General features: G+C 69.5%; 18 protein-coding genes and 5 pseudogenes. 8 read left to right on the top strand and 15 right to left on the bottom strand.

Annotated elements, in window-relative coordinates; all coding sequences use genetic code 11:
* Positions 1–57 precede the first annotated feature (57 nt).
* Both OOK07_RS00895 and OOK07_RS43570 read right to left on the bottom strand, forming a co-directional pair.
* Entirely contained in the window at positions 58–267 is a 210-nt protein-coding gene (locus OOK07_RS00895; protein WP_266675901.1) for a DUF6243 family protein, read from the bottom strand.
* Positions 268–617: 350 nt separating this feature from the next.
* Positions 618–788, bottom strand: a pseudogene (locus OOK07_RS43570) (IS110 family transposase); the annotation flags it as partial.
* Between OOK07_RS43570 and OOK07_RS00905 the strand changes: the two are divergent.
* Positions 776–1,541 (top strand): annotated as a pseudogene (locus tag OOK07_RS00905) (IS110 family RNA-guided transposase); the annotation flags it as partial. The pseudogenes OOK07_RS43570 and OOK07_RS00905 sit on opposite strands and share 13 nt — an antisense overlap.
* On the opposite strand, the pseudogene OOK07_RS00910 reads toward OOK07_RS00905, so the two are convergent.
* The 3 genes and pseudogenes from OOK07_RS00910 to OOK07_RS00925 all read right to left on the bottom strand — a co-directional run.
* Positions 1,541–1,960, bottom strand: a pseudogene (locus OOK07_RS00910) (MFS transporter); the annotation flags it as partial. The pseudogenes OOK07_RS00905 and OOK07_RS00910 overlap by 1 nt on opposite strands.
* Before the next feature lie 122 nt (positions 1,961–2,082).
* Entirely contained in the window at positions 2,083–4,728 is a 2,646-nt protein-coding gene (locus OOK07_RS43575; protein WP_406311213.1) for an MFS transporter, read from the bottom strand.
* 190 nt (positions 4,729–4,918) lie between these two features.
* Complete coding sequence (locus OOK07_RS00925) at positions 4,919–5,377, bottom strand: MarR family winged helix-turn-helix transcriptional regulator (protein WP_266801856.1); 459 nt, start codon at positions 5,375–5,377, stop codon at positions 4,919–4,921.
* Positions 5,378–5,567: 190 nt separating this feature from the next.
* Between OOK07_RS00925 and OOK07_RS00930 the strand changes: the two genes are divergently transcribed.
* Positions 5,568–6,374, top strand: coding sequence for an SGNH/GDSL hydrolase family protein (locus tag OOK07_RS00930; RefSeq protein ID WP_266794666.1), 807 nt, complete (start codon positions 5,568–5,570; stop codon positions 6,372–6,374).
* Between the two features lie 70 nt (positions 6,375–6,444).
* Positions 6,445–7,089, top strand: a complete 645-nt coding sequence (locus OOK07_RS00935) for a YhgE/Pip domain-containing protein (RefSeq protein ID WP_266794667.1) — start codon at positions 6,445–6,447, stop codon at positions 7,087–7,089.
* Positions 7,090–7,158: 69 nt separating this feature from the next.
* On the opposite strand, the gene OOK07_RS00940 is transcribed toward OOK07_RS00935, so the two are convergent.
* The 3 genes and pseudogenes from OOK07_RS00940 to OOK07_RS00950 form a co-directional block, all read right to left on the bottom strand.
* Positions 7,159–7,395: an imine reductase family protein gene (locus OOK07_RS00940; RefSeq protein ID WP_266794668.1), complete on the bottom strand. Its 237-nt coding sequence runs from the start codon at positions 7,393–7,395 to the stop codon at positions 7,159–7,161.
* A 180-nt stretch (positions 7,396–7,575) separates the two neighbouring features.
* Positions 7,576–7,762: pseudogene (locus OOK07_RS00945) on the bottom strand (Fe-Mn family superoxide dismutase); the annotation flags it as partial.
* Between the two features lie 192 nt (positions 7,763–7,954).
* Positions 7,955–8,908, bottom strand: coding sequence for a Ppx/GppA phosphatase family protein (locus tag OOK07_RS00950; RefSeq protein ID WP_266675909.1), 954 nt, complete (start codon positions 8,906–8,908; stop codon positions 7,955–7,957).
* 437 nt (positions 8,909–9,345) lie between these two features.
* On the opposite strand from OOK07_RS00950, the gene OOK07_RS00955 reads away from it, so the two are divergent.
* From OOK07_RS00955 to OOK07_RS00965, 3 genes are all read left to right on the top strand, one after another.
* Positions 9,346–10,995: an alkaline phosphatase family protein gene (locus OOK07_RS00955; RefSeq protein ID WP_266794669.1), complete on the top strand. Its 1,650-nt coding sequence runs from the start codon at positions 9,346–9,348 to the stop codon at positions 10,993–10,995.
* Positions 10,996–11,575: 580 nt separating this feature from the next.
* Positions 11,576–11,932, top strand: a complete 357-nt coding sequence (locus OOK07_RS00960; protein WP_266675913.1) for a COG4315 family predicted lipoprotein — start codon at positions 11,576–11,578, stop codon at positions 11,930–11,932.
* A gap of 36 nt (positions 11,933–11,968) precedes the next feature.
* A complete protein-coding gene (locus OOK07_RS00965) occupies positions 11,969–12,547 on the top strand; it encodes a DUF6529 family protein (RefSeq protein ID WP_266801857.1) in 579 nt (192 codons plus the stop codon).
* On the opposite strand, the gene OOK07_RS00970 is transcribed toward OOK07_RS00965, so the two are convergent.
* The 3 genes from OOK07_RS00970 to OOK07_RS00980 all read right to left on the bottom strand — a co-directional run bounded on the left by OOK07_RS00970 (position 12,528) and on the right by OOK07_RS00980 (position 15,469).
* A complete protein-coding gene (locus OOK07_RS00970) occupies positions 12,528–12,752 on the bottom strand; it encodes a hypothetical protein (RefSeq protein WP_266794670.1) in 225 nt (74 codons plus the stop codon). The genes OOK07_RS00965 and OOK07_RS00970 overlap by 20 nt on opposite strands.
* On the bottom strand, positions 12,749–14,236 hold the full coding sequence (locus OOK07_RS00975; RefSeq protein ID WP_266794671.1) for a hypothetical protein: 1,488 nt from the start codon (positions 14,234–14,236) through the stop codon (positions 12,749–12,751). The genes OOK07_RS00970 and OOK07_RS00975 overlap by 4 nt, the downstream gene beginning before the upstream one ends.
* A 117-nt stretch (positions 14,237–14,353) precedes the next feature.
* A complete protein-coding gene (locus OOK07_RS00980; protein WP_266794672.1) occupies positions 14,354–15,469 on the bottom strand; it encodes a saccharopine dehydrogenase family protein in 1,116 nt (371 codons plus the stop codon).
* A 122-nt stretch (positions 15,470–15,591) separates the two neighbouring features.
* On the opposite strand from OOK07_RS00980, the gene OOK07_RS00985 reads away from it, so the two are divergent.
* The gene (locus OOK07_RS00985) at positions 15,592–16,563 is read left to right on the top strand and encodes a helix-turn-helix domain-containing protein (protein WP_266794673.1); all 972 of its coding nucleotides are present in this window, start codon (positions 15,592–15,594) and stop codon (positions 16,561–16,563) included.
* Between the two features lie 289 nt (positions 16,564–16,852).
* On the opposite strand, the gene OOK07_RS00990 is transcribed toward OOK07_RS00985, so the two are convergent.
* On the bottom strand, positions 16,853–17,839 hold the full coding sequence (locus tag OOK07_RS00990; RefSeq protein WP_266801858.1) for an endonuclease/exonuclease/phosphatase family protein: 987 nt from the start codon (positions 17,837–17,839) through the stop codon (positions 16,853–16,855).
* A gap of 15 nt (positions 17,840–17,854) precedes the next feature.
* On the opposite strand from OOK07_RS00990, the pseudogene OOK07_RS00995 reads away from it, so the two are divergent.
* Positions 17,855–18,616, top strand: a pseudogene (locus OOK07_RS00995) (sensor histidine kinase); the annotation flags it as partial.
* Positions 18,617–18,733: 117 nt separating this feature from the next.
* Here OOK07_RS00995 and OOK07_RS01000 read toward each other — a convergent pair.
* From OOK07_RS01000 to OOK07_RS01010, 3 genes are all read right to left on the bottom strand, one after another.
* Positions 18,734–18,904 carry a hypothetical protein gene (locus tag OOK07_RS01000; protein WP_266675923.1) on the bottom strand — a complete coding sequence of 57 codons (171 nt, stop codon included), beginning with the start codon at positions 18,902–18,904 and terminating at the stop codon, positions 18,734–18,736.
* Between the two features lie 286 nt (positions 18,905–19,190).
* The gene (locus OOK07_RS01005; RefSeq protein WP_266675925.1) at positions 19,191–20,036 is read right to left on the bottom strand and encodes a prephenate dehydratase; all 846 of its coding nucleotides are present in this window, start codon (positions 20,034–20,036) and stop codon (positions 19,191–19,193) included.
* Positions 20,037–20,164: 128 nt separating this feature from the next.
* Positions 20,165–21,412, bottom strand: coding sequence for a serine hydrolase domain-containing protein (locus tag OOK07_RS01010; protein ID WP_266794674.1), 1,248 nt, complete (start codon positions 21,410–21,412; stop codon positions 20,165–20,167).
* Positions 21,413–21,478: the final 66 nt, after the last annotated feature.

Consider the following 21,478-nt stretch of genomic DNA (forward strand, 5'->3'; position numbering starts at 1 on the left):
CCGCGCGTCGCGGTCCGGGCCCTGCCTCGTGCGGTGCCGCCCTGCGGCGGCGGTGCGTCAGCTCTGGGCGGTGGCGTCGCCCGTCTGCCCGACTCCCTCGGCTGCGCCTGCCTTCTCGCGCATCTTGCGCACCAGCTCCGCCTTCTGGTCGGCGGCACTCTGGCGGTCGAGGTTGCGGTGCGGGCCGTTGTTCTGCCGTTCGGCGCGCGACAGCTTCTTGCGCTGGCCGCCGCCCATGCCCACGGGGTTGTTGATGTTCTTGCTCACGAGTTCTCCCGGAATGATGTGAAGTGATCTACGGATTCATCGGCGAGGGACGGGCGCAGCGACGTCAAACGACATCAGCAGGTGCCCATCACGCCCTCACTCGTAAATCGGCGTCTGGAAGAACATGACCATGACGTTACCCGGTTCCGTGGGCCCCGCACACCAAGTTTTCGCCGTCCGGTCGTCGGCCGGTCCCTCGGCGATCACGGAGCTCCGGGAGAGACCCTCACGTCACAGGGCTCTGACCTGGATTTACGCGCTCGCCCTGCACCAACCGGACGCCCCTGGACAGCTTCTACGACATGTGCCATGCGGTACCCGGTGAGGGACCGAGGATCAGGACAGGAGCGGTGGAAGACCTCCCTGGCGGCGGATCGTTTGAGGCACCGGACGATTTCGCGCCGGGCCGCCTTGCCTTCCTTGATGCGGCGCTCGTAGTAGTCCTGCGTGCTCGGGTCGACTCGCAAGCGGGTGAAGACGATGCGGTGGAGCGCGGCGTTGGCCTGGCGCCATCCACCGCGCCTCCGAGAGCTACCGCGGCGAGGGCGAAACTGATGCCCAGGACGCCGCGGTCATCGCCGACCAGGTCCGAGTCCGCCGGGATCTGCACCCCTTACGCGCCGCCGACGAGACCGTCACCGATCCAAAGATCCTCACAGGCCGGCGCACGGACCTGGTCGCCGACCGCACCCGAACCGTCAACCGTTCGCGAGCTCAGCTCACCGGCGTCTTCCCTGGCCTGGAACGGGCCTTGGATTTCACCAACACCGGCCCGCTCACCTTGCCGACCGGCTACCAGACCCCAGCGTTCATCCGCCGCATCGGCGCCAAGCGGCTGGAAACCTGGCTGCGCACAGCAGGTCGCCGAACTCGACAAGGACATCGAGGCCCGGTTTCGCGAGCACGACGCCTTCGACGTGATCACCAGGCTGCCCGGCCTGGGCGTCATCCTCGGCGCCGAGTTCCTCGCCGCCACCGGCGGCGACATGACGACCTTCGGCACCGCCGACCGCCTCGCCGGCTTCGGCGGCGTCGCCCCAGTACCCTGCGACTCCGGGAAGCTCAGCGGCAACCGGCGGCGCCCGCAGCGATACAACCGCCGCCTCCAACCCGTCTTCTACACCTCGGCGTTGTTCAGCATCCGGCACTGTGACAAATCGCGCCGGTCCTACGACCGCAAACGCGCGGAGGGCAAGCGTCACACCCAGGCCGTCCTTGCCCTTGCCCGCCGCCGCGTCAACGTCCTCTGGGCGCTCCTACGCGACGGGCGGTGCAGCAGGCCGAGGAACTGGCCTGTGAGCGCGGTGATCTGGTTGATGCCGAGGGCCATGCCGCGCTGGCGGGCGGGGAAGGCATCGGTGAGGATCGCAGCCGAGTTGGCGGTGAGCATTGACCCGCCGACGGCTTGCACGATGCGCCACACGATCAGCCAGAGGGCGCCGGCGTCGGCTCGGAAGGGGTCGAGCGACAACGCGACGGACGCGCAGGCGAAGATCAGGAAACCCAGGTTGTAGATCCTGACCCGGCCGAACATGTCACCAAGCCGGCCCAGCACGACGACCAGTACCGCCGACACCAGCAGGTAGCCCAGGATCATCCACAGCAGGTAGCCGATGTTGCCGGGGGCCAGCGGGTCGAGGCCGATCCCGCGGAAGATGGCCGGCAGCGAGATGATCACGATGGTCGCGTCCATCGTCGCGATCAGCACGCCCAGCGTGGTGTTGGACAGAGCGATCCACTTGTATCCCCGGCCTGGAGGCGTGTGCCTGCGGTGCGCGAAGCCGGCGAGGAGGCCGCCGCTTGTGGCCTGCGCGTTCACAGGGGTCGGCCGTGGTCGCCGGATCCGCTGCCAGGTGCGGATTCCTTCTCAGCCTCCGGGCCATAGATGAGTTCCAGGTCGAGGACCGGGGTGTCGGCACTGTCGAGCATGGCGGTGGCGGAGACGGGTGGATAGCCGGCGGCGACGAGCGTGTAGGCACCGGGGGTGAGGTCGGTGAGCGTGTAGGTGCCGTCGGCGGTGGTGAGGGTCGACGCCACGGGGATGCCGTCGGCGTTCAGCAGGGTGATATGGGCGTCGGCGACGGGTTGGCCCGTGTGGCCGTGGCGGACGGTGCCGGCGAGCGTGCCCGCGGGTGTCAGAGTCACGTCGTGACGCGTGCCGGCGCTCGTGCCGATCTCTACCGGTACGGTCACCGGGCGGTGCCCGTACGCGCTCACCTGGAGGAAGAAGTGTCCTGGTGGCAGGCCGGGGAGGGCGTAGTCGCCGTCCACGCCGGTCGTCGTGGCGGACACGACCTCGCCGCGGGCGTCGATGGCCACGGTGGTCGCCTCGGTCACCGGCCTGCCGTCCGTGTCGCGCACGGTGCCGTGCAGGCCCGTGGCGCCCGCCAGCGTCACGGTGAAGGAGGTTGGCTGGTCGCCGATGGTGAGGGCGATCGCCTGGGGCCGGTAGCCCTCGGCCGACACGACCAGCAGGTAGGAGCCGGGGCGTGGCCGGGGCAGCGTGCAGGCGCCGTCCTCACGTGTGCGGGCCCGGGCTGTCTGCTGGCCGCGCTGGTCGATGAGGGTGAGCATGGCGCGGGCGATGGGACGCTCGGCGGGATCCTCGACCCGGCCGGCGAGGGCGACGGCGTTCTCGGAAGTTCCCCCGCCCTCCAGGGCGGGGACGTCCCTGGTACTCGTGGGCGCACCCGCCACGGTCGACGGAACGGGGAGGCGGGTGGCCGCAGCGGGTCCCGCCTGGGCGCGCCCGCGGATCAGGGAGGCGGCCGCGGCGGCCAGGGACATGGCGATCGCCAGGGAGAAGACCACGACCAGGCCGTCGTGGAAGGGGTGCGAGATCAGATGGGGGAAGAACTCCCGTCCGGTCAGGTTCGCGGCGTTGGCCGACGGGAGGTGGCCGAGGAGGGTGTGGCCGAGCAGGTTCTGGATGGGGTTGTAGCCGAGGAAGGCGGCGAACAGGACGCCGACCGGTGGCAGTTGGGCGACGGCGTGCGCGGCCTGTGCCGGGACGCCCTGTGCGGTCAGCCCGGTGGTGAGCGTCTGCGGCAGGGAGCCGGAGAGTCCGGCCACCATGAGCGAGAAGAAGACGCCCATGGACAGCACCATGCCGGCGTTCTGGAAGGTGGCTCGCATACCGGAGGCGGCGCCGCGGGCATCGGCCGGCACGCTCGACATGATGATCGACGTGTTGGGAGCGGCGAACAGGCCCCCGCCGAGACCGTTGAGGAAGATCAGCAGCGCGAAGGTCCAGTAGTCGAAGTCGGTGGGCACGGCGAGCAGTCCGGCAAAGGAGGCGGCCATCACCACGAAGCCGGCGGCGGCGAACAGCCGCGCGCCGTACTTGTCCGACAGGTACCCCGAGACCGGTCCGGCGACCAGGAAGCCGACGGTCAGCGGAAGCATGTAGATCCCCGCCCACAGCGGGGTGTCGGCGTAGTCGTAGCCGTGCAGCGGCAGCCAGATGCCCTGCAACCAGATGATGAGCATGAACTGCAGACCGCCGCGGGCGATGGCGCCGAGCAGAGCGGCCGCGTTGCCGCCCGCGAAGGCGGTGTTCCGGAACAGGCGCAGGGGGAACATCGGTTCGGCGACCTTCGCCTCGATCACGCAGAAGACGGCGAGCATGACCGCCCCTCCGATGAGCCCGGCCAGCACCCAGGGGCTGGTCCAGCCCATGGTGTGGCCGCCGTAGGGCTGGATGCCGTAGGTGATGCCCGCGAGCAGCGCGGTCAGTCCGACGGCGAAGGTGAGGTTTCCCCACCAGTCCATCCGCCCCGGCTTGCGCACGCCGGTCTCGTACAGCGACTTGTACGCCCAGACCGTCCCGATCAGGCCGATCGGCACGTTGACCCAGAAGACCGAGCGCCAGTTCCAGGTCACCAGTGCCCCGCCCAGCACCAGGCCGAGGAACGATCCGGCGATGCCCGCGACCATGTTGACACCGAGGGCCATGCCCCGCTGCCGGGCCGGGAAGGCGTCGGTGAGGATGGCCGCGGAGTTGGCCATCAGCATGGCGCCGCCGACCGCCTGCGGTATCCGCCAGCCGATCAGCCACAGCGCCCCGCCCGCCCCGTGGAAGGGATCGAGGGAGAGGACCACCGACGTCAGTGTGAAGATCAGGAAGCCGGCGTTGTAGATACGGACCCGGCCCCACATGTCGCCGAGCCGGCCGAGGGCGACGACCAGCACGGCGGTGACAAGCATGTAGCCCATCAGCATCCACAGCAGGTAGCTGACGTTGGACGGCTGGAGCGGATCGAGCCGGATGCCGGTGAAGATCCCCGGCAGGGAGATCAGCACGATCGAACTGTTGATGGTCGCGATCAGGATGCCGAGGGTGGTGTTGGTCAGTGCCACCCATTTGTACCGGGGGTGATCGACGCCGATCCAGGCGTGGGGGCCGCGGCGCCGGGCGGTGCCTGGATCGGCTGTGCGGTGGGGCGATTCCTCGGTGGCCATGGGCTGCTCTCTCTGATGCCTTCCGTGAAAGCCGGGGGCCCCCACGGAGTTCGGATCCGCGGCGGACGGCCCTTGACCCTCCGGGGCGAAAATGCGGAAGAAGGGGCAGGCGTCGGACGCCGTGGGCCTCCAGCCGTCCCGGCGCAATGAGACGTCACGGCTCAAGGTGCACGACCGGCCGTCCTCCCGGTCAGGCCGTGCCGCGCTGAAGACGGCCCGGGCGGGCCGACTCCTCGGCCATCCGCAGTACGAGCGGCAGAGCCGTCCGCATCGCCGATCCCAGCGTTCGTCGCTCGTCCTCCGAGAGGGTGGCCAGCAGACGGGCCAGCCGCGCGTCCCTCTCCCGTCTGCGCTCGGCCAGCACCTCCCGCCCGGCATCGGTGATGGCGACAAGGGCGACCCGCCCGTCGTCCGGATCGCTGACCCGTGTCGCCAGCCCCTGGTTCTCCAGCCGGTGGACGAGTTGGGTCATCGACGGCTGAGCGACCCCTTCCGCCGCCGCCAGCAAGGTCAGCCGGACCGGTCCTTCCCGCTCCAGTCGACCCAGCGTGGAGGCGGTCGTGAAGCTCATGCCCCGCCGGTCCACCAGGCTCCGGACCACGACTCCCGCCACTTCGGCCAACGCTCCGGCGATGTCCTCAGGCTCCATCTCGAACACACATAGATTCATATCACGTGCCTATATAGGCTCCCTATTAAAATAGGGTAAGGACGTCACTTTGCAGGAAGGTGTGCCCACAGCTATCCTCATATTCAACAATACGACTAGGTGCCTAGTTGTTTAGCGACGGCCGTGCGCCACTTCCATCAGAAGCGTTGACGAGAGGCGGTCGGCCCCCGTGTCGAGCAGTGGGTATCTGCGTTATGTCGCCCTGGGTGACAGTCACACCGAGGGGCTCGGGGACGGGGACGACGTCCGCGGCCTTCGGGGCTGGGCGGACCGGCTCGCCGAGCAGGTCGCCCGCCACAGCCCCGGCCTCCTCTACGCCAACCTCGCGGTGCGCGGCCGTAAGGCCGGTCAGGTGCGCGCCGAGCAACTGGCTCCGGCTCTCGCGATGCGGCCCGACCTCGCCACCGTGGTGGCCGGGGTCAACGACGTGTTGCGCCCGGGCTGCGACCTCGACGAGGTGGCCGGCCATGTCGAGGCGATGTTCGCCGCACTCACCGCGCAGGGCTCCACCGTCGCGACCCTCATGTTTCCCGATGTCGGGCGTATCACGCCGTTGGCCCGCCCGATCGGTCACCGTGTTCTCGCGCTCAACGTACTCATCCGGGAGGCCGCCGACCGCCACGGTGTGGTGGTGGCGGAGACGGCCGCGCACACGGCGGCGACCGATCCGCGGTTGTGGAGTGCTGACCGGCTGCACGCCGGCCCGCTGGGGCACGCGCGCATCGCGGCTGCCGTGGCCCATGCGCTCGGTCTGCCGGACAGCGACGACACATGGACCCTCCCCTTTCCGGCCGAGAGGACAGGCATCTCCGGCTGGAGGACCGTGGGTGCCGAACTGCGCTGGGCCGGCACCTTCCTCGGCCCCTGGGTCGGCCGCCGCCTGCGTGGCCGCTCCTCCGGCGACGGCCGCCAGGCCAAGCGGCCGGCCCTGCTTCCGGTGGCCGCGTCCACCGGGGACACCTCCTCAGCCGTATGAGGCTCCGCCCGCGACGACGCCGGCGGCTCCTCCTGCAGCACTTCTCTCTTCGGTCGTACCGGAGCTGGAAATGAGTAACGCCCACCCCTTCCGCGCCCTGCGCGCGAAGCGTCTGTGGACCGTCAACGGCGTCATCGTGGGCTTCGTGGCACTGCTGTTCACGGTGTTCTACGTCGGCGCCAACATCGACCCTGCCGGTCACCTGCACAAGCTGCCCGTCGGCCTGGTCAGCGCCGATGAGGTGTCGAAGGTCGGTGGCAAGCAGACGGACCTCGGTGCACAGATCACCCAGTCGGTCAAGAAGTCGCCCCAGGGCGGAGACAGGATCGATTGGAAGCTGATGGACGAGGAGGAGATGAAGGAGGAACTGGGCAAGGGCAAGCTGTTCGGCGCGCTCGTCGTGCCCCGCGACTTCACCGCCACCGTCGCCGCCCTCACCGGCCCCGGGGTGGCCGGCAAGCCCGGCCTCCCGACACTCACCGTGCTGACCAACCAGTCCGCCGGCAGCGTGGGGTCGAGCATGGCGCGGCAGGCCACGACGAGGGCCGCGCAGTCGGCATCCGCGCAGGTGGGTGAAGAGCTGACCGCTCAGGCCGAGGCCGCGCAGGCCCAGCTGCCCGCTGCCGCGCGCCTGCTGCTGGCCGACCCGGCCGTGGTGCAGATCGAGGACGGGCATCCAATCGACTCGCACAGCGGCTCGCGCGGACGGGCGTGAGGGGGCACCCGGGGCAGAGACCGGGTGCAGTGCCCCCTGGGCCCTCGGCCCGTCCGCGCGAGCGACTTCTCAACCCGGCTGCTTGATGCTCTCGATGATGCGCGCGAAGCCTTTGTCCCCATGGCGCGCGTTGATCCGGCGTTGCACAAGCCGCTGGACCATGGTGATCACGTCGGCGCTGATGTCCTGGCCCGAACTCGCGGCCAGGAGGGTTCCGAGGTCGGAGAAGTGGAGGCTCTGTTGCCCTTCGACGGTGCAGTCCCCGCCGTCGATGACCGCGGCGAAGCCCTGGAAGGCGCCGGTCATGACGGTCAGTCACGGTGTGGCCCTGGCGGCGAACTCGCCCGCCGTCACTCCGGCCGGGGCGGGGCGACCATGGCGGCGCCGTGGACGCACCCCGCCAGCCCGGCACCGACAACGCACCATCGCCAGCCAACGGCCGGCACTGTGAGACCGGGACACATTGGTCAGAAATGTCGAGGCCGGGCCCTGGCCGACGTCGCTTTGGTGGTCGTAGACCTTCTCGACGATCAGGTGACCGCTGAGCGGCTCGTACGCGAGGCGCCAGCTCGAACCCTGTGTGTCGCGGCGGCCTTGGTGCGCTGCGCTTTGAAGCCCGCGAACGAACCGAAGGATTACGGGATGGCGCCGCGAGCCTGCCGACGCCATCCTTGCGGCTCGCCGCCGTCGTCTGTCGGAGTCGCCCACGGCGTACATGGCCCCGGTCCGACGCGGTAAAGGATCACTACCGGTTTACCGTTGATGTGTCTGCTGCAGCGGTGAGCGCTGGAAGGGTGCGAGACGGCGCATGCAGGAGGTGGATGCCGAACTTGGGCAAGCCTTCGAGAGGCCAGGTCCTCTGGGCTCAGCCGACGTGGCGGGGGCGGCCGACTGGGGTGGGAGTCACGCCTAGGCGTTCGAGCAATAGCCCTTCCCGGGTGGACCAGGGGCAGATCTCGACGCTCTTGGCCCCGCAGGCTTCCATGAGGGCCTGTGCGATCAACGCTCCGGCCAGGGACTGCTCGGCGCGGTGCCGGGAGATGCCCGGCAGCTTGGCACGGTGGGACGGTGACGCATCGCCCAACAGGGAGACCGCCGTGCGCAGTTGGGGCAGCGTCAGCCGCCGCCTTGTGCGCGCTGTCCTGCTCTGGGCGCCGGCGAGCCGGGCGAGCTGTTCGAAGGTCTTGGAGGAGGCGATCACCCGCCCTCCCAGCTCGGCCTGCGGCAAGCCGGGGACGGCTTCCAGAGACTCGCAGAGGTGCTGCAGGACCTCGGCGAGGCGGCGTCGGGACGGCGCGGTGCCGCCGGGAAGCCAGTCCCGGGTGATCCTCCGGGCACCCAGCGGCAGTGAATTGACGATGCGGGGATGGTCTCCGGTGCCGGAGGCGATCTCCACGGTGCCGCCGCCGATGTCCAGGACCAGCAACTGCCCGGCCGTCGGGCCGACCCACTGGCGGGCGGCCACGTAGGCCAGCCGCGCCTCCTCCTCGCCGGTCAGCACGCGCAGGCGAGTGCCAGTGGTGCGTGCCACTCGCTCGATGACCTCGTCGCGGTTGGGCGCGTCCCGGATGACGGAGGTCGCGAACGCGAACACCTCCGGTCCCCGCAGACGCGGGTCCGCGGCGACGGCCTCGGCCACTGCCCGCTCGACACTCTTCATGCCGGCCTTCTCCAGCCGCCCCTTGCGGTCGAGGGTCTCGTGCAGTCTCAGCCGCACCTTGCGGGAGAACACCGGCTCCAGCACCGAACCCGGACGCCGCCGCACCACCGTCAGCAGAGCACTGTGACACCCGACATCGAGCACACCTGCCTGCCGCATTCAATCGCCTCCCCTGGCTCCCGCACCCGACTGGCTCCTTGTCTCATCCTCCGACGCCCCTCGACGACAGCACGACGGTATTCCGGGCCAGCAAGTAAGCATATCGTCACCACCCGTTCACCCTCCGCCCCCGGCCCACAGCGGTGGAGCGCCGTCGCCTTTGGCTGCGGGCTCGGAGGATTATCCAGGCTGTCGTGCGGCGAAGCTCTGCTCGATCCGCGCGCGACCCCTGGAAGGGAATCCGCCTCTGCGAAGGACCCCGGGCTGCTCGCCATGGCCGCGGGCGTCTCTCCTTCTCCGGGAAGACCAGGCCTGCTTGGCGAAGACCCGACCGCTCATTCCGGGGGTGTTCATACATGTGCCGTTTCCGGTACACAAGGCGCGACTCTGATGGGCCCTGCCCCCGCAACCCGCTCCGAACTCCCGGAAGAGACCAGATGTCCAGACGTTACGTCAGACCCGCAGCCATCCTCGTCGCCACCGGAGTCCTGGCCGGCGTGACCGCCGCCCAGCCCACCGCCTTCGCCGCCTCCCATCCCGGGGCCGCAGCCAGGCACGTCCTGCTGATCTCCGTCGACGGGCTGCACCAGTCGGATCTGGCCTGGTACATCGCCAAGCACCCGAAGTCGGCGCTCGCGCGTCTGACCGGAAGCGGAGTGGAGTACACCCACGCCAGGACCACCACGCCGTCCGACTCCTTCCCCGGCATGGTCGCGCAGGCAACCGGCGGTGGTCCCGGGACCACGGGCATCTATTACGACGACACCTACAACGCCGCGCTTCTCCCGGCGGGAACCACGAGTTGCAAGGGCGTCAAGCCCGGGGTCGAGGTCGACCTCACCGAGGACCTCGACACTGACCAGACGGCCATGGACGCCGGTCAGGGCCTCGCGGGCCTGCCGGACAGCATCCTGTCGATGACCGGCCACCCGGCGAGCCTGATCAACGCGTCGAAGCTGCCGGTCGACCCCAAGACCTGTGAGCCGGTCTACCCGCACTCGTATCTCAAGGTGAACACGATCTTCGAGGTGGCCCGTCAGGCGGGTCTGCGTACCGCGTGGTCGGACAAGCACGCCGCCTACGAGATCCTCAATGGTCCCTCTGGCACCGGCGTCCAGGATCTGTTCAGCCCGGAGATCAACAGCGACGCCCCCGGCTACGCCGCCGGCAACGACTGGACCACGGACAACAAGGCCACCGAGCAGTACGACGGCTACAAGGTGAAGGCCGTCCTCAACGAGATCGACGGCTACGACCACAGCCGCTCCCGCAAGGTCGGCACACCGGCGATCTTCGGCCTCAACTTCCAGTCGGTCTCCACCGCGCAGAAGCTGCCCACCTCGGACGGCCTCACCGGCGGCTACCCCGCCAAGAACATCCCGGGCCCGCTACTGGTGAAGAACCTGGACTTCGTCAACACCAAGATCGGCGCCCTGACCGCCGAAATCGGCAAGCGGCACCTTTCCGGCAGCACCACCGTCATCCTCTCCGCCAAGCACGGCCAGTCGCCCACCGACCCCGCCGCGCTCACCCGCGTCGACGACGGCCCGCTGCTGGACGGCCTCAACGCCGCCTGGAAGAAGCTCCACCCCGGCGCCGCCGACCTGGTGACGCACGCGGTGGACGACGACGCCATGCTGCTCTGGCTCTCCGACCGCTCCGCCGCCGCCACCGCCTTCGCCAAGAAGTACCTGCTCTCGCAGAACGGCACCGGCACCGACATCAACGCCGCGCCCAAGGCCTACACCCGCAGTGGGCTCAGCAAGGTCTACGCCGGCAAGGCCGCGGCCGACTACTTCCGCGTCGAGGCCGGCGACGCCCGGGTCCCGGACCTCCTCGGTGTCGCGCAGTACGGCGTCGTCTACACCGGCGGCACCAAGAAGATCGCCGAGCACGGCGGCGGCCACGCCGACGACCTCGACGTCCCCCTCGTCGTCTCCGGCGCCTCGGTTCCGGACGGCGTGCGCGACTCCGCGAGCGTTCAGACGAAGCAGATCGCACCGACGATCCTGAGCCTGCTCGGTCTCGACCCTCGCACCCTGCAGGCCGTGCGCGAGGAACACACCACCGTGCTGCCGGTCCACTGACCGGCTCGGTGCGCCCGGCCACGTCAGGCCTGGGGCGCACCGGCCGCAGGGCACCGCCCGGCTCATCTGACCGCCGAGATCTGCGGCACCGGTCGGTGATGTGCGGGTAGTTCCGTCGCCGCAGGTCAGACCCGATGGTGTGCGACGCCCCCAGCGGCAGCCCGAACGCCGTTGCAGCGTTTTCGCAGCTCATGACGTGTGCAAGGGGAGGGTCTCCAGCCCAGCGAACACCGGGGGTGCGGTCTGCCGTCCACTCAGCACCCATCTCAGTGAATCCCGGGGTGTCCTTGCCGTTGTGGGGCAGCGCGGGCCGGAGACCGGGGAGTATGCGTTTCACCGGCCCTGTCGGACGTCGGGCCCTTACCCATGATGTGGAGCCGTGATGAGGCGTATCCGCCTGGCCGTCGTTTGGTCGGCCGCGCTTGTGACGATCGCTGCCGCGAGTGGTTGTTCCAGCGGTGGCGGTAGTTCCTCGTCCTCGTCATCAGCTACGCCGTCGAGCACGGCCACCAGCGGCGCGCCGAGCGGAGCAGCAGTCAGCCCGTCATCGAGCAGCGCATCGGCCGGTGCGCAGGCCACGGTGCAGACGGCCTCCGCCAAAAAGCTCGGCACGATTCTCGTCGACGGGAAGGGCCGTACCCTCTACCTGTTCGAGGCCGACAAGTCGACGACCTCGACCTGCAACGGAGGGTGCGCCACCGCCTGGCCGCCGCTGCTGACCTCCGGGTCGCCCTCGGTCGGCGGCTCGGCGAAGTCCGGCCTGCTGGGCACGTCGAAGCGATCCGACGGCAAGACGCAGGTCACCTACCACGGGCATCCGCTCTACGGGTACGCGGGAGACTCCACGCCCGGCGACACGAACGGCCAGGCAATCAACCAGTTCGGTGCCGAGTGGTACGTACTCGACGCCGACGGCAACAAGGTCGATCTGAGCTGACCGGCGACGACCGACTGAGGGGGAACCGACGTGACGATGCGGACCGGGCACCAAGCCCCCCGGCGGCGTACTCCCGCGCGGGCCGCCGCCCTCGCACTGGGTGCCGTGTTGCCGGTGGCCGTGGCGGTGGCGATCTGGGTGACCGGCCGGCACCACAGCCCCCAGTACACGACGGGCCTGTTCGGCGCCCAGGGCACCGCGGCGGTCACCCTCAAGGCCCGCCTGGGTAGCGCCCTGTTCGGCCTCGCGCTCGTGCAGCTTCTGCTGGCCCTGTGGATGTACGGGCGGCTCCCCGGCCTCGCAGCCGCGCCCCACACGGTCCGCATCTCGCACCGCGTGGTGGGATGGGCCGCCTTCCTGCTGTCGGCGCCCATCGCTTACCACTGCGTCCGCACCTATGGCGTGGAGACCACGAGCGCCCGGGTCTTCCTGCATTCGGTCGCCGGCTGTGCACTGTACGGAGCGTTTGTCGCCAAGGTACTGGTGGTGCGCAGTCGTCGCCTGCCCGGCTGGCTGCTCCCGGCCGTCGGATGCGCCCTCTTCGGCGCCATCGGGGTGGTGTGGTACTCGGCGGCGCTGTGGGCCCTCAACGGATTCACCGCTCCGGGCTTGTAGTCACGGCCAGGGCAGTGACGACGAGGCGAACACCCAACAGCCATTCCCCCTCAGCGGCGGCCAGTTGGTCGGTCCCGCTGTCGAGCGTGGCCCGGTGCGCGGCGAGCATGCCGCCCGGGGCGATCAGCACCGCCGGAAGTGATCCCCCCGACCGGAGGTAGAGGCGCCTGCCCGCGGTCACGGGCACGCAGTCGGACACGGTCACCGCCCCGGTCGCACGAAGGGAGCGACATAGGCGTGGAGAACGCCGGCCCGTTCCACGGGCCAGATGCGCGCGTAGGTCGGCGGGCTGTCGCCCGGCTGGACAAGGACGGCGACGGGGGTTCGGTGGGCGGCCCGGGTCAGTGCGGCCGCGGTGGTGCTGGTGTCGTGACCCGCGGTCTGTGCCGAGCCACAACCGGTGTAGAAGGCGATCGGCACGGCCTCGTAGCCGCTGAGCAGGCACGGCGGCCGCACGCCGAGCGCGTGGAGGGCGGACGCGGTCCGGGACCAGTCGTCACGGTTGGCGGCGGAACTGTGCACCGTGCGTTCCAGAACGACGTACTGCACGGCCAGATGGCATGCCAGGCCGGCCGCCACCAGGCTCACAGCGAGGATCCGCGCGGTCCCCCGGGCCGGGGCGGTGACCAGATGGGCGAGGCCGTGGGCGACGGGGAGGGCGAGCAGAGCGTAGGCGGGCAGCAGGAAGCGGGGGGCCGCGTAGCCGATGAGGAACAGGTAGGGAACGGCGGCCGTGACCGCGCAGGCGCCCGCGAGCAGGACCGGCTGCGCGCGCCGGGCACGGACGGCGGCCACCGCGCCGAGCGCGCCGAGGACCGGCAGCACGAACCACCACAGGGTCACCACCGGATTGGGGGCCGATCCGGTGCAGGGACGGCAGAGGGTGCGCCCGCCGAGACTGCGCAGCTGGTCGACCACCGCCAGGTGCCAGCCGAGACCACCCTGAATGTGGGAGGCGTCGGAGAGACGCTGGTCGAGGCCGCCGTAGCTCGTGTACGCCTCGATCACCCACTCACCGGCGCCGGCCAGCAGTCCGGCGACCAGCACGGCAAGGAGGCGGGGGCGGCGAAGAGCGAGGACGAGCAGGGGCAGCACCACATAGACAGCGTCCATCGGACGCATCCACGCCATCAGTGCCGCGCCCGCGAACACGCCCCACCAGGCTGCCTGGTCCCCCGCGTTCGCGCGGACGCGCAGGAAGCAGCCTACGCAGGCCAGGGCGCCTACGGCGACCCAGTAGTTGGGCATGGCCTGCGGGCCGTAGAACAGCGTCACCCACAGGGAGGCGAACAGGGCACCCGCCAGGGCGAGGACGCGCGGCGTGACGTGAGCTCGCCAGACGCGCAGGGCGAAGTAGAGGCCCAGTCCGGCGAGGACCGCCAGGTAGACCCGCAGCAGGACGGTGGAGTCGGACCACGACGCGATCGGGGCGGTGAGCAGGGAGATGCCGCGGGCGCGGGGCGCGCTGAAGAAAGCTGCGGGAACCTGGCCGCTGACCTGGCTGACGTAGACCGTCTCGTCCCAGCCGAGACCAAGATCCGGTCGTACGAGGACGAGCTGGGCGAGCGTGAAAGCCCCCGCGACGGCCGCGAGCCAGGGGTCGCCCCAGCGGCGCCGACGCCGGGCGGTCCGAGGTGGCAGGCCGGCGCGCGAGGCACTCGTCATCGTGACGCTCGAGCCGTCGGCCATCTTGCACCTCTCGTCGTCACTCGCCCCCGAGCCACCTCCTCCTACGTCTCGTAGGAGACCACTTCACCTTACGGTTCGATGGTTGGAGGCGGGTAAGAAGACGCCTTTCTCACCCCTTCAAGGTGAGGGAATCGCGGGCAGCGGCCCACGCGAGAGGCCCGAACGGCGTAGTCCCGACAAGCTGGAGTGAATTCCGCCGTCCGCTTGAGGATGCAGTTCCAGGGTGATGTGCGGGAACAAGGCGCGAAGGAAGTCGGGGGCGTCGAACATCTGGCCCGCGGAGGCGACGCCGACCGCGTGGGTGCGACCGCTGAGGACGCGGTCGAGGGCTTCCACGACGAGGGGCGCGGTAACGGCGTAGATGTCCTGCCCGCGAGCGACGGCGCGTCGTTCGGTGTCGCCCGATCGTACGACGGCGTCGATGAGGAAGGTCTGGTCGGACCGGCCGCTCTCGTCGGCCGCGGCCGGCGCGGGCGTGTCGGGCGACACGACGTCGCGGGCCGCCTCGGCCGTCATGTACGTGGTCACGTCGGGGATGGGCAGATGGCTGGGTATGGTCACGACGTCGGCCATGGTGAATTCGCCGATCACCTGACGCGGTCCCATCGGCTCGGGGAAGGACCATTCCAGGACGGGCGGGGCATCGGTGCGGTGCTCCCACTGGCCGCCGGTGTAGCGAAGGCGGTGGTCGCCGCGCCGCTCCCGGGAGAGCGCGCCGGACAGGCGGGTGCCGGCGGTGGGGTGCCAGTGGCTCAGTCCGTAGGCGACGTGCGCCGAGTCGGCCTCGGTCCAGTCGCCCATCGCCGCTGTGGCCAGCAGATCGCCCAGACCGCCGAAGAAGGCCATCGCCGGGACGATGAGCGCTCCTGCTTCGCGCGCCCGGTCGGCGTAGTGGGCGAAGGTGTCGAGGTTGGCCTCGATCTCGGCCGCGACGTCCAGATACGGAATCCGGGCCCGCAGAGCGGCCTCGACAACGGGGGCCGTCGTGAACGCGAACGGTCCGGCGCAGTTGATCACGGCAGAGGTACCGGCCAGGGCGCGGTCGAGTGAATCCGGGTCGTCGGCCGACGCCACACGGGCGTCCAGGCCGGCCTCGTGCGCCAGCGCCTTCAGTTTGTCGGCGTCACGGCCGCACAGCACAAGGGCATACCCGCGCTCGAGCAGCTCCGTCACGACGAACCGTCCGGTGTGCCCGTACGCGCCGAAAACCGCCACCAGCTGGCCCGATCCCATGAGTTGCTCCCCGCATCCGGCTGATCCGCGGTTGCTCCGCTGCGATCCGTTATGGACATCCTGACGAGGAACGGCACTTCCCCACGAGCGTCTGGAACGACATGCGCCATACACTTTCGGACATGCCTACCGTCGCGCTGGCCGTCACCGACGGCATGCTGCACTTCGAACTGTCCATGGCGATCGAGGTGTTCGGCTCGGACCTGACCCACATCGTGGACCCGTGGTACGACTTCTCCCTCTGCGGACCCAGCGCCGTGCGGATCGACCGCTACCACTTGGAAATGGACCACGGACTCGACCACCTTCCGCACGCCGACACCGTGATCGTCCCTGGCTGGGCAGACACGGACGTGGAGCCGCCCGTGGAACTCCTCGACGCGGTGCGCACGGCCCACGCGGCGGGCGCGCGCGTGGTCTCCCTCTGCACGGGGGCATTCGTCCTGGCCGCAGCCGGCCTCCTGGACGGCAAGCGCGCCACCACGCACTGGGCGCACACCGGGAAACTCGCGCGACGCCATCCCAACGTCACGGTGGACCCGGACGTCCTCTATGTCGACAACGGCGACGTGCTCACCTCCGCCGGCAAGGCCGCCGCCATGGATCTGTGCCTGCACCTCGTCCGCCTCGACCACGGCTCGGCGAACGCGAACAAGATCGCCCGTCGGCTGGTCGTTCCGCCCCACCGCGACGGCGGGCAGGCCCAGTTCATCTCCACCCCGGTTCCCGGCCCCGGCAACCACCCTCTCGCCGACCTCTTCCCCTGGGTCCTTCAACGCCTGGACGAGCCGCTCACCGTGGAAGACCTGGCCCGGCAGGCACGGATGAGCTCGCGCCATCTCGGCCGCCATTTCACATCACTCACCGGCACCACGCCGCTGCGGTGGCTCCACACCCAACGCATCCGCCACGCCCAGGAACTCCTGGAGACCACCGACGACACCATCGACACCATCGCCGCCGCCACCGGCATGGGCACCTCCACCACCCTGCGCCGGCACTTCCACCGGACCGTCGGCGTCCCCCCGGACACCTACCGCCGTACCTTCCGCTCCGACACCCACTCCGGACCCGTACGCGACAACAGCCGGTGACACCACCGGGCCCAGGGCACAGGGAGCAGCATGCTCCATGCCCACGAGCACACTCCTGGTGCAACGAGGCGGGAGACGCCCGTAACGCTCCCCCCTCGCCGCGGTCATCAGCGTTCCACGCGGGTGAGGACTTGGAGAGTGGCCTTGACGCCGCCGAGCTGGTCCAGGACCAGGAGGATCCATTCGTCGTCCCTGGGCCTTCCTCGCGTGCGGGGCGATGATCCCGGTGATGAGGTTGGTGATCCGGTGCAGCTCCGCCTGGAAGACGGGGTGGGCCATGACGCGGTGCTCACCAGCCGATTCCGGCGCCCACCGGCAGGTGGTCACTGCCGGTGGCCGGCAGCACCCATGAGCTTTTCGGCTGCAGACCGCGCACCAGGATCTGGTCGATCCGTGCCACCGGGAACTTCGCCGGCCAGCTGAAGCCGAAGCCGTCACCGGCCGCGTCCTGGGCCGAGCGCAGCTGCGAGGTGATGCCGGCGAACGCGCGGTCGTCCAGCGTGCCGTTCAGGTCGCCGAGCAGCATCACCCGCTCGTTCCGCTCGGCGGCGATGGCCTTGCCGAGGGCCTGTACTCCTCTGTCCCGTGAGCCAGTCCAAAAGCCCGCCCTGGGATTGAACCGTACAGACCCGAGGTGGGCCACATACACCGCCAGCGGCCCCTGCTCCGTGGCCACCGTGGTGCGCAGCGCCCGGTTGTACTCCATCTTGACGTCCATCGGCTTGGTGGCCGCCAGCGGCCCGTAGTCCATCGAGAAGTCGACCGGCCGGGTCTGCGACAGCGGCAGCTTGCTCCACAGCCCGACCGTGCCCTGCACCGTGTGGTACGGGTATGTCTTCGCCAGCTCCTTCTCGTACGTGTCCCGGGCCTGCGAGGTGATCTCCTCCAGTGCCAGCACGTCCGCCTTGGAGGCGGCCAGGTCACGGGCGGTGCCGGTCGGGTCGGGGTTGTCGGCGTCGACGTTGTGGCTGACCACGGTGAGATCGCTGCCCGGGTGGGACTTGTCGCCGAGCAGCCCGCCGAAGAGGTTCAGCCACACCGTGACCGGCAGCAGCAGCGCGGCCACCGCGGAGGCGGAGCGGCGCCACAGCGCCCCCGCCAGCAGCACCGGGATGAACAGGCCGAACCACGGCAGAAAGGTCTCCACCAGGCTGCCGAGGTTCCCGATCCTGTTCGGGATCTCCGCGTGCAGCAGCAGGAACAGGCCGAGCAGCAGCGCCAGTGCCGCGAGTACCGGTCCGCGCTTCCAGGGTTCCGGCCGGGAGCCCGTACGGATCGCCCGGCGGATGCCCGCAGGCTCTCGCACCGAATCCGGCTGCCGGGTCACAGCGACGAGTTCCGTGAACTCGCCGACGCCTTCGACACGATGCTGGCGCGGCTCGAAGCACACGTCGCCGAACAGCGGAGATTCGCCGCCAACGCCTCTCACGAATTGCGCACACCGCTGGCGATCTCGAAGGCACTTCTCGATGTGGCCCGCACCGATCCGAGCCGCGATACCGGCGAACTCATCGACCGCCTCCACTCCGTCAACACCCGAGCCATCGGTCTTACGGAGGCACTGCTCCTGGTCAGTCGCGCTGAGCAGCGGTCCTTCACCCGAGAACAAGTCGACCTGTCTCTCATGGCGGAAGAAGCCACCGAAACGGCGTCACCATCGAGACCTCCGGCGACATCGCCCCCACGCTCGGATCGCAAGCGCTCCTGCTGCAACTGACCACGAACCTCGTGCACAACGCGATCATCCACAACCTGCCGCGGCAGGGCTCCGTCTGGGTCAATGCCAGTGTTCATCCCAAGACCGTGGTGCTCACCGTCGAAAACTCCGGCGAGAAACTCACCCCGGAGCTGGTCTCGACGCTCACCGAACCCTTCCAGCGCGGCACCGAGCGCACACACCGATCACGCCGGTGTCGGCCTCGGCCTCGGCCTGGCAATCGTCAAGACCATCACCCAGGCGCACGACGGCGCCCTCACCCTCACCCCACGCTCTGCCGACGGGATCCGCATCACTGTGGAACTACCCGCGACAGCCCCGCGCGCAGAAGGGTGAGGAATCAGGGATTGATGCGCCGCCACCACGCCGGCGTTCCACTGAAACCGGAGCCAGACGCCGGCCCGGGCCGGAGGCCCCGGGCGATGCGGCAGGCCACTGCATGGGCGCTGGTCTTCAGCGCCTGCGCCAGGACCATCCACTGCCGATACCCGCCACATGCAGGGCCAACGCGGTAAGGCCGAGGAGCATCACATTGGTCGAGGTGAAGGTGTCGTTGGTCGAGATGTCCGCAGCATTGATCAGGAAAGCGATGAAGAACAGGACCGCCGAGAAGATCGCCAGCATGATGTCCGTCCGTTCGGTGAGTCGGGCGCATACCGTGTGCCCTCCGAATGCCCGCAACTGAGCGGAACACACGGGCAGCTGAGCCAGGACGACGAGCGCGGGTCTCGTGGCGGCGCCATAGGCAAGTCCCCGGCGAACGCCCAGCAGTTCCTGCGCGGCACACCTCCGTCGCGCAGCCACGAGAACGGCGACGGGAGGGAGGCCGCCCGTCACATCGAGGCCGCAGCCGTCGGATACGGGAAACGGTGCCGTACCTCAAGCCGTGGCCGCGCACCCAGCGCCCCGCTCAGCCGATGCGTTCCCGTACGCGGTGAGGGTGCGCCGGATACACGCCCAGAATCCGGACCTCGCTGGAGAAGAAGCGCAACTCCTGCAGGGCCAGCGCGACATGGGGCTGTTCCGGGTGACCCTCGATCTCCACGTAGAAGCAACTCGGGTTGAACCCGGCCGCCATCTGATAGCTCTCGATCTTCGTAAGGTTCACCGCGCTGCTGGCGAAACCGCCCAGCGCCTTGTAGAGCGCGCTGGGAATGTTCCGTACGGCGAAGAAGAGGCTCGTCATCGTCGGCTCGTCCGTGACCGGCGCGAAGGCGGCCTCTCGCGAAAGGACCACGAACCGCGTGGTGTTGTCCGGATCGTCCTCGACGCCCTCGCGCAACACCGTCAGGCCATGGTGGAGGGCCGCGGCAGGCGGGGCGAGTGCCGCGTGCCGCACATCGCCCAGCTCCGCCACCTCGCGGGCGGCGCCCGCGGTGTCGTCGGAAACCAGGGTGCGCCAGCCGCCCTCCCGCAGAATCTTCCGGCACTGTCCCAACGCATGCACGTGGCTGCGCACGCACTCGACGTCGGCCAACGACGTCCCCGGTACGCCCATCAGGTCGAAGTGGATGGCCAGGAAGTACTCGCCGGTGACGAACAGGCCCGACTCCGGCAGCAGGTGGTGCACGTCCGCCACCCGGCCGGCGGCGGAGTTGTCCACCGGGATCACCGCCACATCGGCGCTGCCGAGAGTCACCGCATCCAGCGCCTGCTCGAAACTCGTGCACGGCATCTGCGTGCCGTCGGGAAACAGGCTCTGCGTGGCCGCTGCCGAATTGGAGCCGAACTCACCCTGGTACGCGACGGTAACCAACGATCAACACCGTTTCCTGTGCAGCCGGCCTCTCCGCCGGCGGAGGATCCACTGTAGATCGCACACGCGAGGGCTGTGGGACCGTCCACGAACAGAGACGTCTCACCGGTGATGCCGATTGTCCGATCTCAGTTCACCTGGCCGGCCAGACCGTTCACCTGGCGCGAGACACGCGTGACAACCGCGCCGTCGTAGACGTTGTCCGGGGTGACAACCCCCGTGATCGCCCGGGCGAGGAGCGTGGACGGTTCCTGGCCCTCGCTGCTGGAGTCCGTGTTGATCATGATGACCATGGTGGCCTTCTGCGAAGGCAGATAGACGGTCACGGTTTCGTAGCCGGGGATGGATCCGTTGTGCCCGATCCACCCGTTGGTCTCGAAGATACCGAGGCCGTAGCTGGTGCCGGGAAAGCCGGTGGGCAACGTCTTGAGGCGCTGAGCCTGGGTCTGAGGGCTGAGCAGTTTCCCGGTCGCGACGACTTCCGCCCAGCGGCGCAGGTCGTGCAGGTTCGAAATCATCGCTCCGGCCGCCCAGGCCCAGCTGGGGTTCCAGTCCGTCGCGTCGGCGACCTCGCCGCTCAGCGTCTGGTCGGTGTAGCCGCGCGGATGGGGCTCGGGGAACTCTGTCCCCTGCGGAAGAAACGTGTGGCCCAGCCTGGCCGGCCGGAGCACCCGGGTAGCGATGAAGTCGGCGAGCCGGTGACCACTGACCTTCTCGATCACCAGGCCGAGCAGGACGAGGTTGGTGTTGGAGTACTGGAACTGTGTTCCCGGCGCGAAGACGTTCGCGTGTCTGAAGCCGTACGCGAGCACTTCCCGAGGGGTGAAGAAGCGCGTCGGGTTGCTCAGCAGCTCATGGATGAAGTCCGGATCGGAGGTGTAGGGGAACAGGCCGCTGCGCATCTCGGCGAGCTGACGCAGGGTGATCCGGTCGCCGTCAGGGACGCCGTGCACGTAACGCGAGATCGGGTCGTCCAGCCGGACCCGGTGATCGTCCACGAGTTCGAGCAGCGCGGTGACCGTGAAGGTCTTCGTCTCGCTGCCGATCCGCACGAAGGGGTTGGTGGTCATCGGCCTGCGGGTGACGGTGTCGGCGACGCCGGTCGCGCGGACATAGCTTCCCCGGCCCGGCATCCACAGCCCGACGACGACGCCGGGGATGCCCGCCTGCCGGCGGACGTCCTCGATCGTCTTGTCCAGTCGGGCGGTGACCTCGGGGCCGAGGCCGCCTGGCGGATGCTCGTGCCGGTCGTTCCGGTCTTGCCGGTCGACGCTTGTGGCGTGCACGGCCGTGGCAGGAGCTGCCGTCATCGGAACCAGAACCGCCGCAGCGACCAGCGTTGCGGCGAGCAGACGGCGGTGCGGGGTACGTCGCATGTCGGGGCGCCTCTTCCAGTTACCGGGCTCGGGCGGCAACATCATCATCGGTAATGCGCCGCGAAG

The organism is Streptomyces sp. NBC_00078 (genome assembly GCF_026343335.1).
Lineage (GTDB): Bacteria > Actinomycetota > Actinomycetes > Streptomycetales > Streptomycetaceae > Streptomyces.

Coding starts and splice junctions, on each gene's coding strand:
- OOK07_RS43575 (WP_406311213.1), bottom strand. CDS start 4,728: ATGGCCACCGAGGAATCGCCCCACCGCACAGCCGATCCAGGCACCGCC.
- OOK07_RS00925 (WP_266801856.1), bottom strand. CDS start 5,377: ATGGAGCCTGAGGACATCGCCGGAGCGTTGGCCGAAGTGGCGGGAGTC.
- OOK07_RS00935 (WP_266794667.1), top strand. CDS start 6,445: ATGAGTAACGCCCACCCCTTCCGCGCCCTGCGCGCGAAGCGTCTGTGG.
- OOK07_RS00940 (WP_266794668.1), bottom strand. CDS start 7,395: ATGACCGGCGCCTTCCAGGGCTTCGCCGCGGTCATCGACGGCGGGGAC.
- OOK07_RS00950 (WP_266675909.1), bottom strand. CDS start 8,908: ATGCGGCAGGCAGGTGTGCTCGATGTCGGGTGTCACAGTGCTCTGCTG.
- OOK07_RS00955 (WP_266794669.1), top strand. CDS start 9,346: ATGTCCAGACGTTACGTCAGACCCGCAGCCATCCTCGTCGCCACCGGA.
- OOK07_RS00965 (WP_266801857.1), top strand. CDS start 11,969: ATGCGGACCGGGCACCAAGCCCCCCGGCGGCGTACTCCCGCGCGGGCC.
- OOK07_RS00975 (WP_266794671.1), bottom strand. CDS start 14,236: ATGGCCGACGGCTCGAGCGTCACGATGACGAGTGCCTCGCGCGCCGGC.
- OOK07_RS00980 (WP_266794672.1), bottom strand. CDS start 15,469: ATGGGATCGGGCCAGCTGGTGGCGGTTTTCGGCGCGTACGGGCACACC.
- OOK07_RS00985 (WP_266794673.1), top strand. CDS start 15,592: ATGCCTACCGTCGCGCTGGCCGTCACCGACGGCATGCTGCACTTCGAA.
- OOK07_RS01000 (WP_266675923.1), bottom strand. CDS start 18,904: ATGCTGGCGATCTTCTCGGCGGTCCTGTTCTTCATCGCTTTCCTGATC.
- OOK07_RS01010 (WP_266794674.1), bottom strand. CDS start 21,412: ATGCGACGTACCCCGCACCGCCGTCTGCTCGCCGCAACGCTGGTCGCT.